The 16087-nt window shown below is 70.0% G+C and carries 17 protein-coding genes and 1 pseudogene; 9 read left to right on the plus strand and 9 right to left on the minus strand.

The genetic code is table 11. The features are described from left to right. Positions 1 to 115 precede the first annotated feature (115 nt). Both VQ02_RS03860 and VQ02_RS03865 read right to left on the minus strand, forming a co-directional pair. On the minus strand, positions 116 to 610 hold the full coding sequence (locus tag VQ02_RS03860) for a (2Fe-2S)-binding protein (protein WP_048442843.1): 495 nt from the start codon (positions 608 to 610) through the stop codon (positions 116 to 118). A 259-nt stretch (positions 611 to 869) separates the two neighbouring features. Next, positions 870 to 1349 carry an SRPBCC family protein gene (locus tag VQ02_RS03865; protein ID WP_048442844.1) on the minus strand — a complete coding sequence of 160 codons (480 nt, stop codon included), beginning with the start codon at positions 1347 to 1349 and terminating at the stop codon, positions 870 to 872. Between the two features lie 225 nt (positions 1350 to 1574). On the opposite strand from VQ02_RS03865, the gene VQ02_RS03870 reads away from it, so the two are divergent. The 8 genes from VQ02_RS03870 to rpe all read left to right on the plus strand — a co-directional run bounded on the left by VQ02_RS03870 (position 1575) and on the right by rpe (position 8584). After that, positions 1575 to 2495: a branched-chain amino acid ABC transporter permease gene (locus tag VQ02_RS03870; RefSeq protein WP_048442845.1), complete on the plus strand. Its 921-nt coding sequence runs from the start codon at positions 1575 to 1577 to the stop codon at positions 2493 to 2495. After that, positions 2495 to 3913 (plus strand): high-affinity branched-chain amino acid ABC transporter permease LivM, encoded by a 1419-nt coding sequence (gene livM / locus VQ02_RS03875; protein WP_157080479.1) that lies wholly within the window; start codon positions 2495 to 2497, stop codon positions 3911 to 3913. The genes VQ02_RS03870 and livM overlap by 1 nt, the downstream gene beginning before the upstream one ends. A gap of 11 nt (positions 3914 to 3924) precedes the next feature. Continuing rightward, entirely contained in the window at positions 3925 to 4785 is an 861-nt protein-coding gene (locus VQ02_RS03880) for an ABC transporter ATP-binding protein (protein WP_048442859.1), read from the plus strand. Continuing rightward, positions 4782 to 5564 (plus strand): ABC transporter ATP-binding protein, encoded by a 783-nt coding sequence (locus tag VQ02_RS03885; protein ID WP_048442847.1) that lies wholly within the window; start codon positions 4782 to 4784, stop codon positions 5562 to 5564. Before VQ02_RS03880 ends, VQ02_RS03885 begins: the two co-directional genes overlap by 4 nt. After that, positions 5564 to 5917, plus strand: a complete 354-nt coding sequence (locus tag VQ02_RS03890; protein ID WP_048442848.1) for a DUF6867 family protein — start codon at positions 5564 to 5566, stop codon at positions 5915 to 5917. The genes VQ02_RS03885 and VQ02_RS03890 overlap by 1 nt, the downstream gene beginning before the upstream one ends. 151 nt (positions 5918 to 6068) lie before the next feature. Beyond that, on the plus strand, positions 6069 to 7196 hold the full coding sequence (locus VQ02_RS03895; protein WP_048442849.1) for a branched-chain amino acid ABC transporter substrate-binding protein: 1128 nt from the start codon (positions 6069 to 6071) through the stop codon (positions 7194 to 7196). 344 nt (positions 7197 to 7540) lie between these two features. Then, the gene (gene infA / locus VQ02_RS03900; RefSeq protein WP_048429304.1) at positions 7541 to 7819 is read left to right on the plus strand and encodes a translation initiation factor IF-1; all 279 of its coding nucleotides are present in this window, start codon (positions 7541 to 7543) and stop codon (positions 7817 to 7819) included. Between the two features lie 81 nt (positions 7820 to 7900). Continuing rightward, complete coding sequence (gene rpe / locus VQ02_RS03905; RefSeq protein ID WP_048442850.1) at positions 7901 to 8584, plus strand: ribulose-phosphate 3-epimerase; 684 nt, start codon at positions 7901 to 7903, stop codon at positions 8582 to 8584. Between the two features lie 31 nt (positions 8585 to 8615). Here rpe and VQ02_RS03910 read toward each other — a convergent pair whose 3' ends face one another. The 7 genes from VQ02_RS03910 to VQ02_RS03940 all read right to left on the minus strand — a co-directional run bounded on the left by VQ02_RS03910 (position 8616) and on the right by VQ02_RS03940 (position 15534). After that, positions 8616 to 9023, minus strand: a complete 408-nt coding sequence (locus tag VQ02_RS03910; protein ID WP_048442851.1) for a hypothetical protein — start codon at positions 9021 to 9023, stop codon at positions 8616 to 8618. A 30-nt stretch (positions 9024 to 9053) separates the two neighbouring features. Then, complete coding sequence (locus VQ02_RS03915) at positions 9054 to 9248, minus strand: hypothetical protein (protein WP_048442852.1); 195 nt, start codon at positions 9246 to 9248, stop codon at positions 9054 to 9056. Beyond that, a complete protein-coding gene (locus VQ02_RS03920; protein ID WP_048442853.1) occupies positions 9245 to 9541 on the minus strand; it encodes a hypothetical protein in 297 nt (98 codons plus the stop codon). The genes VQ02_RS03915 and VQ02_RS03920 overlap by 4 nt, the downstream gene beginning before the upstream one ends. An 18-nt stretch (positions 9542 to 9559) precedes the next feature. Then, positions 9560 to 11806 (minus strand): DNA topoisomerase IV subunit A, encoded by a 2247-nt coding sequence (parC, locus tag VQ02_RS03925; protein ID WP_048442854.1) that lies wholly within the window; start codon positions 11804 to 11806, stop codon positions 9560 to 9562. A gap of 168 nt (positions 11807 to 11974) precedes the next feature. Then, complete coding sequence (gene recO / locus VQ02_RS03930) at positions 11975 to 12715, minus strand: DNA repair protein RecO (protein ID WP_048442855.1); 741 nt, start codon at positions 12713 to 12715, stop codon at positions 11975 to 11977. Between the two features lie 143 nt (positions 12716 to 12858). Further along, the gene (locus VQ02_RS03935) at positions 12859 to 14427 is read right to left on the minus strand and encodes a PAS domain-containing sensor histidine kinase (protein ID WP_053080203.1); all 1569 of its coding nucleotides are present in this window, start codon (positions 14425 to 14427) and stop codon (positions 12859 to 12861) included. 369 nt (positions 14428 to 14796) lie between these two features. Next, complete coding sequence (locus VQ02_RS03940; RefSeq protein WP_157080480.1) at positions 14797 to 15534, minus strand: SGNH/GDSL hydrolase family protein; 738 nt, start codon at positions 15532 to 15534, stop codon at positions 14797 to 14799. Positions 15535 to 15731: 197 nt separating this feature from the next. Here VQ02_RS03940 and VQ02_RS03945 point away from each other — a divergent pair. Then, positions 15732 to 16087 (plus strand): annotated as a pseudogene (locus tag VQ02_RS03945) (chemotaxis protein CheA); the annotation flags it as partial.

Here is a 16087-nt window from a genome sequence, read left to right on the forward strand (position 1 = left end):
GGCGCCATCTGGAGCAGCGTCGTGCTGCCCCTCTCCCGCCCGGCGCGCGGGTGCTTCGCACTCGCAGCCGGGCACCCTCCCCCGCAGAGGGGGGGAGGGTTATTGGCAGCGCGCGCTACTCTGCCGCGACCTTCTGCGGCTCGGCCGCCATGTTCTCGGCGCCCGCCGCGATGGCCTTCACGATGTTGTGGTAGCCGGTGCAGCGGCAGATGTTGCCTTCCAGCTCATGCCGGATGGTGTGCTCGTCCAGGGCGCTGCCCTTGCGGCGCACGAGGTCGACGGCGGTCATGATCATGCCGGGCGTGCAGTAGCCGCACTGCAGCCCGTGATGCTCGCGGAAGGCCGCCTGCATCGGGTGCAGCTCGCCGCCGGAGGCCAGGCCCTCGATGGTGGTGACCTGGCGGCCGTTGCATTGCACCGCCAGCACGGTGCAGGCCTTGATCGCCTCGCCGTCGAGATGGACCACGCAGGCGCCGCACTGGCTGGTGTCGCACCCGACATGGGTGCCGGTGAGGCGAAGGTTCTCCCGCAGGTACTGCACCAGCAGCGTGCGCGGATCGATGTCGGCGGTCACGGCCTTGCCGTTCACCGTCAGGCTGACAGCGCTCATGGGTGACGTCCTCCTCCTGGCCGAAGACCCGCGGGTCCTTCTGCTGGACCCTGTCGCTCGTGGTGGCCGGGCCGGCCGTGCCTCTCTGGAATCGCTCGAATTCGAGTGTCAACCGCCCGGAACCGCCGGTCAAGGCGTGACACCTCGGTCTTTCGGCGCGGAAACCGGCCGATTCCAGCCGATTTCCGCCATTCTGCCCGATCGGCTCGCAACAAGGTGATCGCGGGCGACCGAATCGCGAACCGGGCTCGGGCCGCGCTCAGGCGGCGGAGGTCTCGCTGCCGACCTCCCCGCCCTGGACCTCCTTGGCGAACGTGTCGAAGAAGTTGTCGGCGTACTTCTTGGCCACGCCGTTGATCAGGCGGCCGCCGAGCTGGGCGAGCTTGCCGCCGACGCTGGCCTCGACGTCGTAGGTCATCTTGGTCTGGCCGTCCTCAGCCGGCTCGAGCCGCACCACGGCGCCGCCCTTGGCGAAGCCGGCGACGCCGCCCTGTCCCTCGCCGGTGATGCGGTAGCCGTTCGGCGGGTCGATGTCGGTGAGGGTCACCTTGCCCTTGAAGGTCGCCTTCACCGGGCCGACCGCGATCTTGGCCGAGGCCTGCAGCTCGTTGTCGCCGACCTTCTCGAGAGTGTCGCAGCCCGGGATGCAGCGCTTGAGCACCTCCGGATCGTTGAGCTTCTCCCACACGGTCTGCTGGTCGGCCGGCAGCACGACCTCCCCGGTCATCGTCATCGCCATGGTGGCGGTCCCCCCTGGTTGTGGTGAAATCGGCTTCGCCGGAACGGTAGCGGAGCGGTTGCGGCGGAGCCAGCCGGCCTTTCGCACACCCGCCCGGCAACCCCGGATTGTCGAGTGGTGCGGTGCTTGCTAAGCCTCACGCCAAGGGACGGCCGTGACACCCGCACGAACGGGCGCGGCCGGAGAGGCTCGGGCAAAGAGCCCGCGAATGGAGAACGTGACCGCATGGAGGTCTTCGCGCAGCAGCTCATCAACGGGCTGACGCTGGGGTCGATCTACGGCCTCATCGCCATCGGTTACACGATGGTGTTCGGCATCATCGGCATGATCAACTTCGCCCACGGCGACGTGTTCATGCTCTCGGCCTTCATCGCGCTGATCACCTTCCTGATCGTCACGACCTGGCTCGGCATCTCGTCCATCGCACTGGCGCTTCTCATCGTGTTGATCTGCGCGATGCTGCTCACCGCCCTGTGGGGCTGGTCGATCGAGCGCATCGCCTACCGCCCCTTGCGCGGCTCGTTCCGCCTGGCGCCGCTGATCTCGGCGATCGGCGTCTCGATCTTCCTGTCGAACTTCGTCCAGGTGGTGCAGGGCGCCCGCAACAAGCCGACCCCGCCGATGATGCGCGACGTGATCACGCTCTGGACCGGGGATAACGGTTACGCGGTGGCGCTGTCCTACAAGCAGATCATCATCATGCTGACGACGGTCGTGCTGCTCGCCGGGTTCTGGTACCTGGTGCAGAAGACGCCGCTCGGCCGCGCCCAGCGCGCCTGCGAGCAGGACCGCAAGATGGCGGCACTTCTGGGCATCGACGTCGACCGCACCATCTCGCTGACCTTCGTGCTCGGCGCCGCGCTGGCTGCGGTCGCAGGCACCATGTACCTGCTCTATTACGGCGTCGTGTCGTTCGCCGACGGCTTCACGCCCGGGGTCAAGGCGTTCACGGCGGCGGTGCTCGGCGGCATTGGCAGCCTGCCCGGCGCGGTGCTCGGCGGCCTCCTCATCGGCCTCGTCGAGACCTTCTGGTCGGCGTACTTCTCCATCGAGTACAAGGACGTGGCGGCGTTCTCGATCCTCGCGATCGTGCTCATCTTCATGCCGTCCGGCATCCTCGGCCGGCCCGAGGTCGAGAAGGTCTGATGGCGAACCCGGCCAAGACCCTGGCGGCGCCCACCGCCGCCGACCGCGCCGCCACCGACATGGCGGCGATCATCAAGGACGCGGCGCTGTTCGCGCTCGTCACCTTCGGCCTGTGCGTGCCGATCGTCGCGTTCCGCACCGATCTCAGCCAGACCTCCGCCCTCGACCTCGTGCCGCGCTGGGGCCTCGTGGCGATCCTGTGCGGGATCGTCTTCGTCGCGCGCTTGGGCCAGCGGCTGGTGCTCGCCAACCGCGACGCCCGGCGGGCGCTCACGCCCTCGCCGACGCAGGCGACCGAGGCGGTGGACGCGACGCCGAATGCCTCGCAGAAGATCTCTGCCTACGCCCTGCCGGCCTTCCTCGGCGTGACGCTGGCTTTCCCGCTCCTCGCGGTGCTGGGCACCGGGGGCCTGGGCGAATCCCGCTACTGGATCGACCTCGGCATCCTGATCCTCACCTACGTGATGCTGGGCTGGGGCCTCAACATCGTGGTCGGCCTCGCGGGCCTGCTCGACCTCGGCTACGTCGCGTTCTACGCCGTCGGCGCCTACTCCTACGCCCTGCTCTCGACGGTGTTCGACCTGTCGTTCTGGGTCTGCCTGCCGCTCGCCGGGCTGTTCGCCGGCCTGTGGGGGATGGTGCTGGGCTTCCCCGTCCTGCGGCTTCGCGGCGACTACCTCGCCATCGTGACGCTGGCCTTCGGCGAGATCATCCGGCTCGTCCTGATCAACTGGACCGACTTCTCAGGGGGAGCCGCCGGCATCTCGTCGATCCCCCGCGCCACGTTCTTCGGCATCCCGTTCACCGCGGACGAGGACGGCTTCGCGGCGAAGGTCGGGCTGGATTTCAGCCCGATGCACCGGGTGATCTTCCTCTACTACCTGATCCTGGCGCTCGCCCTCATCACCAACGGGGTGACGCTGCGCCTGCGCCGCCTGCCGATCGGGCGGGCCTGGGAGGCCTTGCGCGAGGACGAGATCGCCTGCCGGTCGCTCGGCATCAACACCACAAACACCAAGCTCACGGCCTTCGCGCTCGGCGCGATGTTCGGCGGCTTCGCCGGCTCGTTCTTCGCCGTCCGCCAGGGCTTCGTCAGCCCGGAGAGCTTCAACTTCCTCGAGAGCGCGATCATCCTGGCGATCGTCGTGCTCGGCGGCATGGGGTCGCAGATCGGCGTCGCGATCGCCGCGGTCGCAATGGTCGGCGGGCCGGAGCTCCTGCGCAACCTCGGCTTCCTCAAGGCGGTGTTCGGCGACCACTTCGACCCGAGCGAGTACCGCCTGCTGCTGTTCGGCCTCGCCATGGTGATCATGATGATCTGGCGCCCCCGCGGCCTGATCTCGGAGCGCGCGCCGTCGATCGTCCTGAAGGAGCGCAAGCGCATCTCGGGCTCCCTCGTGAAGGAGGGGCACGGCTGATGGCGTCCTCGATGTCCTCCTCTTTTGCCTCCCCCCGCATGGCCGACCCGGTGCTGACGGTCGACCACGTCACCATGCGCTTCGGCGGCCTCGTCGCCGTCAACGACCTGTCGTTCCGGGTCGGCCGCGGCGACATCACGGCGCTGATCGGCCCGAACGGTGCCGGCAAGACCACGGTCTTCAACTGCATCACCGGCTTCTACAAGCCGACTGAGGGCATGATGACCCTGCGCCACCGCGACGGCGCCGAGTTCCTGCTCGAGCGGCTGCCCGGCTACGCGGTGAACCGGCGGGCGCGCGTCGCCCGCACGTTCCAGAACATCCGCCTGTTCACCGGCATGACCGTGCTGGAGAACCTGCTGGTGGCCCAGCACAACCCCTTGATGCTGGCCTCCGGCTACACGATCGCGGGGCTGCTCGGCCTGCCCGCCTACCGGCGGGCCGAGCAGGCGGCGGTCGAGAGGGCCAAGGAGTGGCTCGCGCGCATCCACCTGATGCACCGTGCCGACGACCCGGCGGGCGCCCTGCCCTACGGCGACCAGCGCCGGCTCGAGATCGCCCGCGCGATGTGCACCGACCCGGTCCTGCTCTGCCTCGACGAGCCGGCGGCGGGCCTCAACCCACGGGAATCGCTGCTGCTCAACGACCTGCTGCGGACGATCCGCGACGACCACGACACCTCGGTCCTGCTGATCGAGCACGACATGTCGGTGGTGATGGAGATCTCCGATCACGTCGTGGTGCTCGATTACGGCACCAAAATCGCCGACGGCACCCCGGCGGAGATCCAGAGCGACCAGAGCGTCATTGCCGCCTATCTGGGCGTCGAGGACGACGAGGTGGAGCAGGTCGAGGCGGAGGTAGGGGTATGAGCGTCGCCGGCATCAACGTCCTGGTGGACGAGACCCGCGCCCGGGCCGCCGGCACCCGCGCGCCGCTCCTCACCGTGCGCGGGGTCAAGACCTATTACGGCAACATCATCGCGCTCAAGGGCGTCGACCTCGACGTCAACGAGGGCGAGATCGTCACGCTGATCGGGGCGAACGGGGCCGGCAAGTCGACCCTGATGATGACGATCTTCGGCAGCCCCCGGGCGCGCGAGGGCACGATCACATACGCGGGCCGGGACATCACCCGGATGCCGACCCACGAGATTGCCCGCCTCAACCTGGCGCAGTCGCCGGAGGGCCGGCGGATCTTCCCGCGCATGACCGTCTACGAGAACCTGCAGATGGGGGCGGCGGTCAACGGCGGCGCCCATTTCGAGCAGGACCTGGAGCGGGTCTGCGCGATGTTCCCGCGGCTCAAGGAGCGGCTGTACCAGCGCGGCGGCACGATGTCGGGGGGCGAGCAGCAGATGCTCGCCATCGCCCGCGCCCTGATGAGCCGGCCGCGCCTGCTGCTCCTCGACGAGCCGTCGCTCGGCCTCGCCCCGCTGATCGTCAAGCAGATCTTCTCCGCCATCAAGGAGCTCAATGAGCGCGACGGCATGACGGTCTTCCTCGTCGAGCAGAACGCCTACCACGCCCTGAAGCTCGCCCATCGCGGCTACGTCATGGTCACGGGCACCATCACGATGTCGGGCACCGGCAAGCAACTCCTCGACGACCCGTCGGTGAAGGCCGCCTATCTCGAAGGGGGACGGCACTGATGCAGGGGATGCTCTACGAGGAGAGCACGGTCTGGCTCTTCCTCCTCGTCACCGTGGTGATGGGCGGCTGGATGGCCTGGATGATCGGGCGCGGCATCGCGCTGGGCTGGCGGCCCTACTGGCAGGCGGTGCTCTCGCTCCTGCTCCTCGGCGTCGCCGTGCGCTTCATCCACCACGCCCTGTTCGAGGGCACGTTCGTGTCGCCGCATTACTACGTCGTCGACACGATCGTGCTGCTCGTCATCGGCTCGGCCGGATACCGCGCCACCCGGGCCCGGCAGATGACGACCCAGTACCGCTGGCTCTACGAGCGCAGCGGCCCCCTCACCTGGCGGGCGAAGGCGGGAGCCTGACGCCCGGCGCCCCGCGCCCGAGACGGGCGCGGGACTTGCGATCCGTCCGGGGCTCATCCCGGACGCAACCGATCCGGGGCCCGAGGGCCCCGGTCTCCCGGCCGAAAGGGCCCGCGAGCCCGACGTTGTGTCGTTCCAGAGGAGTACAGAGATGAAGCGCACGCTACTGGCCGGCTTCGCCCTCGCGGCCGGCCTCGCCTGGGCCGGATCGGCGCAGGCCCAGATCAAGCTCGGCGTTGCCGGCCCGATCACCGGCGCCAACGCCGCCTTCGGCGCCCAGCTCAAGAACGGCGCCGAGCAGGCCGTGGCCGACATCAACAAGGCCGGCGGCATCAACGGCCAGAAGATCGTCCTGGTCATCGGCGACGACGCCTCCGACCCGAAGCAGGGCGTGTCGGTCGCCAACAAGTTCGCCGCCGAGGGCGTGAAGGCCGTGGTCGGCCACTTCAACTCCGGCGTCTCGATCCCGGCTTCCGATGTCTACGCCGAGTCCGGCATCGTCCAGATCACCCCCGCTTCGACCAACCCGAAATTCACCGACCGCAAGCTGTTCAACACCTTCCGCACCTGCGGCCGCGACGACCAGCAGGGCGCGGTGGCCGGCACGTGGCTCGCCGACAAGTTCAAGGGCAAGAACATCGCCTTCGTGCACGACAAGACCCCGTACGGGCGCGGTCTCGCCGACGAGACGCTGAAGACCCTGAAGGCCAAGGGCGGCAAGGAGGTGGTGTTCGAGGGCATCAACCCGGGCGAGAAGGACTACTCGGCCCTCGTCTCGAAGCTGAAGCAGGCCAAGGCGGACGTGGTCTATTACGGCGGCCTGCACACCGAGGCCGGCCTGATCGTGCGCCAGATGCGCGACCAGGGCCTCAACGCCCCGCTGATGAGCGGCGACGGCATCACCGACAAGGAGTTCGCCCAGATCGCCGGCCCGGGCGCCGACGGCACCCTGATGACCTTCTCGCCGGACGCCCGCAAGAACCCCAACGCGAAGGACGTCGTGGCCGCCTTCAAGGCCCGCAACATCGATCCCGAGGCCTACACCCTGTACTCCTACGCCGCCGTGCAGATCCTGAAGGACGCCATGGAGGCCACCAAGTCGACCGACGGCAAGAAGGTCGCCGCCTACATGCACGAGGGCAAGCCGTTCAAGACCGTGATCGGCGACATCTCCTACGACAAGAAGGGTGACATCACCCGTCCCGACTACGTGATGTACATGTGGAAGAAGAGCGGCGACGGCCGGATCGACTACACCGGCAACGAGCTGACCCAGTAAGACCGCGGCACCGTCGAGCCGACCGGCTCGACGGTGCCGGCCAAGCCCGTGAAGCGCTACGCCTCGTCATCGAGGCGTCGGCGGCAAGGCGGGATGGTGTGGGAATGGACCTGGCCCGGCGCCCTGCGCGCCGGGCCCTTCCGGCGTTGACGAAGCCGTGTGATCGTTACGCTCCCGCTTGCGCGTCCCATCGCCTCACCTTACATGCACAACGAGCGTTAGAAGGCCATCAGCGCGCCCGGCACCTCGGCCGAGCACCCGTACGGCCGGCCGCGTCGCGATCAAATGCTGAAATGTGCTCCCGGTGGCGCCGACCGCGACGGCGACCCGGGTGGAGAGTGTGAATGGCGAAAGAAGAGTTGATGCAGTTCGACGGTCTCGTGCTCGAGATCCTGCCGGACGCACGGTACCGCGTGCAGCTCGACCAGGGCCACGAGATCGTGGCCTACACGGCCGGCAAGATGAAGAAGAACCGCATCAAGACTCTGGCCGGCGATCGGGTCACCGTCGAGATGTCGCCCTACGACCTGGAAAAGGGCCGCCTGGTGTTCCGCCACAAGGACGAGCGCAGCTCGGGCCCGCGTCCGCCGTTCCGCGGCGGCAGCCAGTTCCGCCGGCGCTGATCGTCCTACCGAACCGTTCTGCATGCAGGGGGCCGGGGTGACGAACCCTGGCCTTTCGCGCATCTGTACCCGAGGCCTGCCATGACCCGTCCCCTGGTGATCGCCCCCTCGATCCTGTCGGCCGACTTCTCCCGGCTCGGCGAGGAGGTCCGCGACGTCGTCGCGGCCGGAGCCGACTGGGTCCACATCGACGTGATGGACGGCCATTTCGTGCCCAACATCACCTTCGGGCCGGTGGTGGTGAAGGCGCTGCGGCCGCACACGACGGCCGTGTTCGACGTCCACCTGATGATCGCCCCGGCCGATCCCTACCTCGAGGCCTTCGCCGAGGCCGGCGCCGACATCATCACGGTCCACGCGGAGGCCGGGCCGCACCTGCACCGCTCGCTCCAGACCATCCGGGCGCTGGGCAAGCGCGCCGGCGTCGCCATCAACCCGGGCTCGCCGGCGAGCCTGGTCGAGCCGGTGCTCGACATGGTCGACCTCGTCCTGTGCATGACGGTCAACCCGGGCTTCGGCGGCCAGAGCTTCATCGGCTCGGTCTGCGAGACCGTGTCCCGCGTGCGCGCCATGACCGCCGGCCGCGACATCGACATCGAGGTCGATGGCGGCATCACGCCGGAGACCGCGCCGGCCGTGGTGAAGGCGGGCGCCAACGCGCTGGTGGCCGGTTCCGCCACCTTCAAGGGCGGGCGCGCGGCCTATGCCGGCAACATCGCGGCGATCCGCCGGGCGGCGGAGGGCGCTGCGGGGCAGTGGGTGTAGGGGGAAGTCGGGCTCGGGGCGCAGGCGTCCGCTACGCTGCTCGCGTCAGGGGGCTTAGCCACCGTCGGGCGAGTCCGGCGCACAGGGGCGGGCCGAGCAACATCGCCGCTGCCGTCGATCCAACCTCCCACAGCAGGCTCAGCGTTCCTTTCTGCTGAATCTCGTCACGCCACTCCCAGACAGTTCCGAACGCGATCAGGCCCCATAGCAATGTCGCCGGCCATAGCATCAATGCCCGGCGCCAACCGCTTGCGGCCGCGACCACGGTGAGCAGGAGTAGGGTGCAGGTGACGATCCAGTGGTTCGCACGTGCTTCTCCGATCCTGTCCGAGATTTCTGCGAACGCCGCGCCAACGGGAAGAATGATCGCCAGGATAGCCTGCAAGAAAGTCGACGATGTATGGGTGACTTCGCCGATGTACTGCTCCGATTCAGCCATCTATATTATCCGGCTATTTTTCAACGTCGATCAACGCCCGGCCGCCCGCCTTACGGCCCTCGGATGCGCCCGCGGGCTCCGCGGGGGCGACGCCTCCGCGGCGATCCGCGCCGCCCGCCGGTCGAGCCGGGCGGCCGACCGGCGCAAGCTCGTCACGCCCAGCACCGCGGCGCCTCCCACGAGGCAGGGCACCAGGACCAGGGCGTAGGTCGTCAGGCTCATCATCGCAGGGTCGTCAACGTCAGCCTCGCACCGAAGTGTAGACCAACGCCGAGCACGAACCAAACGACCATCAGCGCGAGGGCTGGCGCGGTGACGCGGCCCGTCGTCGCCATGGCGGCGGTGAGCGGGGCGACGATGCCCGTGATGGCGAAGCCGGCGGCACCGATGTTCATCAGGTTCGCGGTCAGCTTCACCTGCTCGTTGTGGACGAGGGTGTCACGGGCGAGCTGTGCCCGCTCGCGCTCCTCGTCGCCCTCCTCGTCATCCTCCCCTTCGGGTTGCAGCCCGCCCGCCATGCGCGATCCGGGCCCCGGTCACGCGCGGCCGGACTTGGGGTATCCCCGCGGCGCCATCGTTCCGGCGGTGCCGCGGTGGCCGACCCACTTCGCCAGCTCCTCGCCCGCCACGGTGCGGGTGCGGCCGGCGCTGTCGGGCCAGGTCAGGCCGTCGGCGAGGCGGAAGATCACCACCGAGTCGAGGGCGCCGTCGCGGTACTTCTGCAGCCGCACGCCCTTGCCGCGCACCATCTCGGGGATCTCGGCCAGCGGGAACACCGTCAGCATGCGGTTGGTACCGCAGGCGGCGACGTGGTCGCCCTCCCCTACCTCGACGACGAGGCTGGCCTGGGCTGGCTCGTCAAGGCCGACCACCTGCTTGCCCTTGCGGGTGTTGGCGACGAGCCCGTCCGCCGGCGTGACGAAGCCGCGCCCGTCGGTGGTGGCGAGAAGGAGCTTCACGCCGGGCTTGTGCGCCCAGACGGTGACGATCTCCGAGCCCTCGTCCATGTCGACCATCAGGCGAACGGGATCGCCGAAGCCACGCCCGCCGGGGAGCTTGGCGGCCTCGAGCGTGAACACCTTGCCGTTCGACGCGAGCACCAGGATCTTGGCGGTCGTCTCGGTGGGGAAGCTGACCTTCAGGGTGTCGTCGCCCTTGAACTGCACGCCCGAGAGGTCGGCGACGTGGCCCTTGAGCGCGCGGATCCAGCCCTTCTGCGACACGATCACGGTGATCGGCTCGCGCTCGACCATCGCCTCGGAGAAGTCGATGCCGGAGGTGTCGGGCGGGTTCTCGAGCGTCGTGCGGCGGCGGCCGAGCGGCGTCTCGGGACCGTAGGTCTTGCGCACCGCCCGGATCTGCCCGGCGATCGCCTTCCACTGCCGGTCGTCGGAGCCGAGCAGCCCGTCGAGCTCGGCCTTCTCCTTGGTCAGCGTGTCGAGCTCGCGCTTCAGCTCCATCTCCTCGAGCTTGCGCAGCGACCTGAGGCGGGTGTCCAGGATGGCGTTGGCCTGCAGCTCGGTCAGCTCGAAGACCCGCATCAGCTCGGCCTTCGGCTCGTCCTCCTCTCGGATGATCTGGATCACCCGGTCGAGGTCGAGATAGACGATGAGCAGGCCGCCGAGGATCTCGAGCCGGCGCTCGATCTGGGCGAGGCGGTGGCGCGAGCGGCGCTGGAGCACGACCCGGCGATGGTCGAGCCACTCGCGCAGGGCCTCGGCGAGGCCGATCACCCGCGGCACCGTGCCGCCGACCAGCACGTTCATGTTGAGGGAAATGCGGCTCTCAAGTTCCGTGAGCCGGAACAGCGATTCCATCAGGACGACGGGATCGACGGTCCGCGAGCGCGGCTCCAGCACCACCCGCACGTCCTCGGCCGATTCGTCGCGCACGTCGGCGAGCAGCGGCAGCTTCTTCTCCTGGAGAAGCTCGGCCATCTTCTCGATCAGCCGGGCCTTCGGCACGCCGTAGGGGATCTCGGTGACGACGACCGCCCAGGTACCGCGGCCGAGATCTTCCTTCTGCCAGCGCGCCCGGACCCGGAAGCCGCCGCGCCCGGTGCGGTAGGCCTCGGCGATCGATGCCGCCGGATCGATCACGATGCCGCCGGTCGGGAAGTCCGGCCCCTTCACGAAGGTGGTCAGCTGCTCGGAGGTCGCGGCCGGGTGGGTGATGAGGTAGAGCGCCGCCTCGCACAGCTCCGCCACGTTGTGGGGCGGGATCGAGGTCGCCATGCCGACCGCGATGCCCTGCGAGCCGTTGGCGAGCAGGTTCGGGAAGGCCGCCGGCAGCACCACCGGCTCCTCTTCCTGCCCGTCGTAGTTGGGCCGGAAGTCGACCGCGTCCTCGTCCATCCCCTCGAGGAGGAGGCGGGCGACCTCGGTCATCCGGCACTCGGTGTAGCGCTGGGCCGCCGGGTTGTCGCCGTCGATGTTGCCGAAATTGCCCTGGCCGTCGACCAGCGGGTAGCGCTGGGCAAAATCCTGCGCCAGGCGCACCAGGGCGTCGTAGACCGCGACGTCGCCGTGCGGATGGTACTTGCCGATCACGTCGCCGACGACGCGGGCGCACTTCTTGTAGGCGCTGCCGGGATCGAGGCGCAGCAGCCGCATCGCGTGCAGGATGCGCCGGTGGACGGGCTTGAGGCCGTCTCGTGCATCGGGCAGCGCCCGGTGCATGATGGTCGAGAGGGCGTAGGCGAGGTAGCGCTCCTCCAGCGCCGCCTTCAGGTCGACGTTCTCGATCCCGTCGCGGTCGGAGGGTGGCTCGAAGGGCTTTCCCATGGGGCGTACGTCAGCTCACGATTTCGGCGGTCTCAAGACCAGAACATAACACGAACATCCGCCGATTGCCAGGAACGGTGCGGACCACCTCTCCGTGCATTCGGCCCACGGTGCCGGCGCCCGTCCGGGCTCGCCTCGCTCCCGCTAGCGCCGCGTCCGCAGGCGGGCTCAGCCGGCGCCGGCAGTGCCAAGCGCGACGAAGCGCACCCGCTCCTCCGGCTCGGCGAGATCGCGCGGGCCCCAGATGTGCTGATCGAGGAAATATCCCGTCAAGGTAAACCCTTGCCTTACCTCCGCCGTGCTCGGCACGTTCAGGCCGCGGCGGTCGGGGCGGTCGACGAGGAAATCGGGCAGGGCCAGCAGCCGGTCGCGCCAGGGCTCGCCGGCGGCGGCGCTCACGGCGCGGCCGCTCTTCGGCGAGACGTAGGCCAGGTAGGCGTTGGTGCCGGTGGCCGCGCAGGCCGAGAGGTCGAGGCCGAAGCCGAGCTCGGCCAGCACCGCGAGCTCGAAGCGCACCATCAGGGCCGGGGCCACCTCGGGCTCGTGCAGGTGCTCGACCAGCACCCTCGCTGCGGCGAACAGGGCCGGATGGGGGTCGCGCTCCGGCAGGAGCCGCAGCAGCCCGGCGGCGTAGCCGATGCCGTAGAGGGCGAGGCGCGAGCCGATCAGCCGGGCGCTGGCGCTCTCGAGCGGCTCGACCGCGTAGGCGCCGAGACTCTCGTCGAGCCGCGCCCGCCACACCGCCCGCACCAGGTTGCCGGGCTGGAGCACCGGCTGCATCCGGCGCGAGCGCCCGCCATGGACGAGGCCGAGATGCCGCCCGTGCTCCGCCGTCATCAGCTCCAGGACGACGCTGGTCTCGCCGTGCCGCCGCGCCCCGAGTACCAGCCCGTCATCCGTCCACTGCATGGGATCTCTTTTGATGCCGTCGCGGACCGCGCGGGCGTCCGGCGCGACGTCCCGGCCCGGAACCCTGCGCCGGCGCCCGGGCTCGCCGCCCGGTCGCACGCGGATCTAGATAACGTCCCGCGGGCCGGAACTGAACCGGCCGCTCAGGCCGGCGGCAGCATCACGGCGAACCAGATCCGCGTCCCCCGCCCGGGCTCGCTCGCGACGCCGATCCGGCCGCCCATCAGCTCGACGAGGTGGCGGCAGATCACCAGGCCGAGGCCGCTGCCGCCGAAGCGGCGCCGGATCGACTCGTCCCCCTGGCCGAAGGGCACGAACAGCCGCTCCTGCTGGGCGGGCGACATGCCGATGCCGGTGTCGCTCACCGTGAACAGCACGCGGCCCTCGGCCCCCCGGCCGGTGTCCGGGCTGACGGCCAGGACCACCCGTCCTGACGGCGTGAACTTCACGGCGTTGGTGAGGAGGTTGAGCAGCACTTGGCGCAGCCGGCCGAGGTCCCCGAGCACCCAGGCCGGGGTGGCGGGATCGCGCACGACCTCCACCACCACGCCCTTGCGGGCGGCCGTCCCGCGGGCGAGGGAGGCGGTTCCCTCCAGAAGGTCGGCGAGGAGGAAGGGCTCGGGATCGAGGGCGACTTGGCCCGCTTCGATCTGCGCCACGTCGAGCACGTCGTCGACGACCCGCAGCAGGATCTCGCCGGCCTCCTGGACGGCGGCGAGGTGGCGCAGGGTCTCGGGCTCGCGGGAGCGACCCAGCATGTGCTCGGTGTAGCCGAGGACGGCGTTGAGGGGGTTGCGGATCTCGTGGCTCATCATCGCCAGGAAGTCCGACTTCGCCCGGTTGGCCTGCTCGGCCCCCTCCTTGGCCTGAGAGAGCGCCTGCTCCGCCCGCTTGCGGGCGGTGATGTCGAGCGTCAGGCCGACGATGCGCCCGCTCAGGCCGTGCGCGTCGTCGAGCACGCGCCCGAGGCTCTGGATCCAGCGGGTGCTGCCGTGCTCGGCGGTGACCCGCACGTCGACCGAGAACGGGGTGCGGGTGGTGACCGCCTTCGTCACCGCATCCCACAGCACCGCGCGGTCCTCGGCGTGGACCAGCCCGGTCCAGGCCGAGGACGTGATGATGCAGGTCTGCGCCGCCAGGCCGTGCAGGCGCGCGCCCTCCGCCGAGAGGGAGAGCGCGCCGGTGCGCATGTTCCAGTCCCAGAGACCGACGCCGGCCGCCTTGTGGGTGAGGAGCAGCAGGTTGGTGGTGGCTTCGAGGGCCTGGTTGTCGGCCACGACGTCGTCGACGTCGGCGGCCGTCAGCATCCAGCCGACGACCGATGCGCCGTCGCGGATCGGCACCAGGTCGGTCTGGTGCCAGTGCCAGCGGCCGCTGGCGTCGCGCAGGCGGATCGTCAGATCGTAGGGCTCGCCGGACTGGATGGCGGAGGCGCGGGCGGCGGCCGCGCGGTTGCGATCCTTGGGGTGGATCACGCTGTCCCAGCCGTCCGGCTCGCCGAGGCCGGTGCCGATCTCCCGTGCCGCCCCGTTGGCGAAGCGCACGTCGCCGTCGCGGTCGAACATCCAGATCTTCTGCGGCAACGCGTCGAGGAGCAGGCGCGAGGGCAGCCCGCCCAGCCCGTCCCCGCTCTCCGGCAGCGCGCGGCCGAGGGCATCGTCCGGTCCGTCGACCGGTACGCCCGCGATCGGATGCGCGGTCCGCGCCGTCATCAGCTCTCCTACTCGATCATGCCGAGCACGGCGGTGCCTCTACCCGGGCTCGGGCCGCGCCGTCAGTCGCCGGTCGCGCCCAGCCGAATCGGGTAAATCCCGAAACCCGTTTCTGCTAACCTAAGGGCGCGATTCGTCCAAGTGCCGCAGACACACTCCGTAAGCTGACCTCGGCGAAATCGTCGCCGTGCCGTGATCTGCGCGGGTGCCGGGGAGATCATGTCGGCATCTGCCGTCCGGGGAGGCCAGGCCGGGTCGCGGTTGTAGACTTGCCGCATCGCTGCAGTCCAAAGTAGTGATCACCTGGCGGACTTCCAGGAAGATCAAGTAGAGCGCCGCCGGTCGGCCCGTCGACGCCCGGCTTCCACCTCATCGCGACGGTGCCGACAGCTCGGGACAGGCGGCCGACTCGAGGCGGGCGGCGACCCGGTCCCGCGCAGCGGCATCGAGTCCGAGATGGACCCCGTCCGGCGACCGGGCCTTGGCCGCCGGGTCGCGCAGGCCGGCGAAGGCATCGACGTACCGGCAGCCGGCCCGGGCGCACTCCTCCGACAGGATCGCCGAGTAGGCGGGCGCCGCCGCGACGTCGTAGTGCTTCGCCACGCCGGGACGGTCGGCATCGAAGGGTGGGATCGCGGTCGCGACGACGCGCCCGGCCCGCGGCGCCAGCTCGGCGAAGAGGGCGCGGGTCTCCGCCCGGAAGTGGTCGGTGGCGTCCGGGTGGCCGGATCGCTGGCGCCGGGTGAGATCGTTGGTGCCGATGGTGACCACGATCGTCTCCGGGGGGCGCGGCAGCTTCAGCCAGTCGGCGACGGCCCGCAGGCCGGCGGCCCGCGTCCCCGCGATGGCGGCGTTGACGGCAGGATGGCCGCACAGTCTCGGCAGGAAGAGCCGCTCGAGCTGCGAGTCGCCGAGGAGCAGGCTGTAGGGCCCCTCGATCTGCATGAGCGTGCTGGAGATCGCGAAGGTCCGGGCCTCGCGGAAGGCGGCGACCTTCTGCCCGCCGCCGGTGCCCTGTTCGCGCACCAGGATGGCGACGCCGCCGGCCATGACGGCTGCGGCCAGGACGGCGGCGATGCCGGCCCCGATCAATCGTGTCTTGCGCACCCGCCCTCGCGTTCCGTGCGGTCGCCCCCGCTGTTAGCACAAGCGCGCCCTGGCGCCGGGAGTCAATGTCGTCTGCTGCCCGGAGACGATGCAGCAACCGGAGGTTATCCACAGGCCGCGGATTTCCTTCGACATCTTCACGCCTGATTCGGCGGCTCTCATCATGGTTGAGGGCAGGTAATCGGAGAGCCCGCGCCATGATGCCAGTGGAGATAGATCCATCCGAGGTGCGCCCGGCGCGCGCCGCCGCGCGCGAGGCCTCGCGGTCGCGCCTCCGCCGGCCGGCGATGCTGGCGGCCCTGGCCGTCGTCGGCATCGGAGGCTGCGCCGGACTTGCCGCCGCGGCCTATCCGACGATCAGCGGCCTCTTGCGACCGCGCCCCCCTGAGGTGCATTTCGGTCGCGTCGCCGACATGCCGGAGATCAAGGACGGGATCCCGGCCCTGAGGACGACGCCGCCCCCCGTGGTCCGCACCGTGGCGATCCCGCCCGCGACGCCGCCGGCCGCTCCCGCTGCGCTCCTCGATCCGACCCCGGCCGCGCCGCCGCGGGC

The sequence above is a fragment of the Methylobacterium variabile genome (assembly GCF_001043975.1).
In the GTDB taxonomy this organism is placed as follows: Bacteria; Pseudomonadota; Alphaproteobacteria; order Rhizobiales; family Beijerinckiaceae; genus Methylobacterium; species Methylobacterium variabile.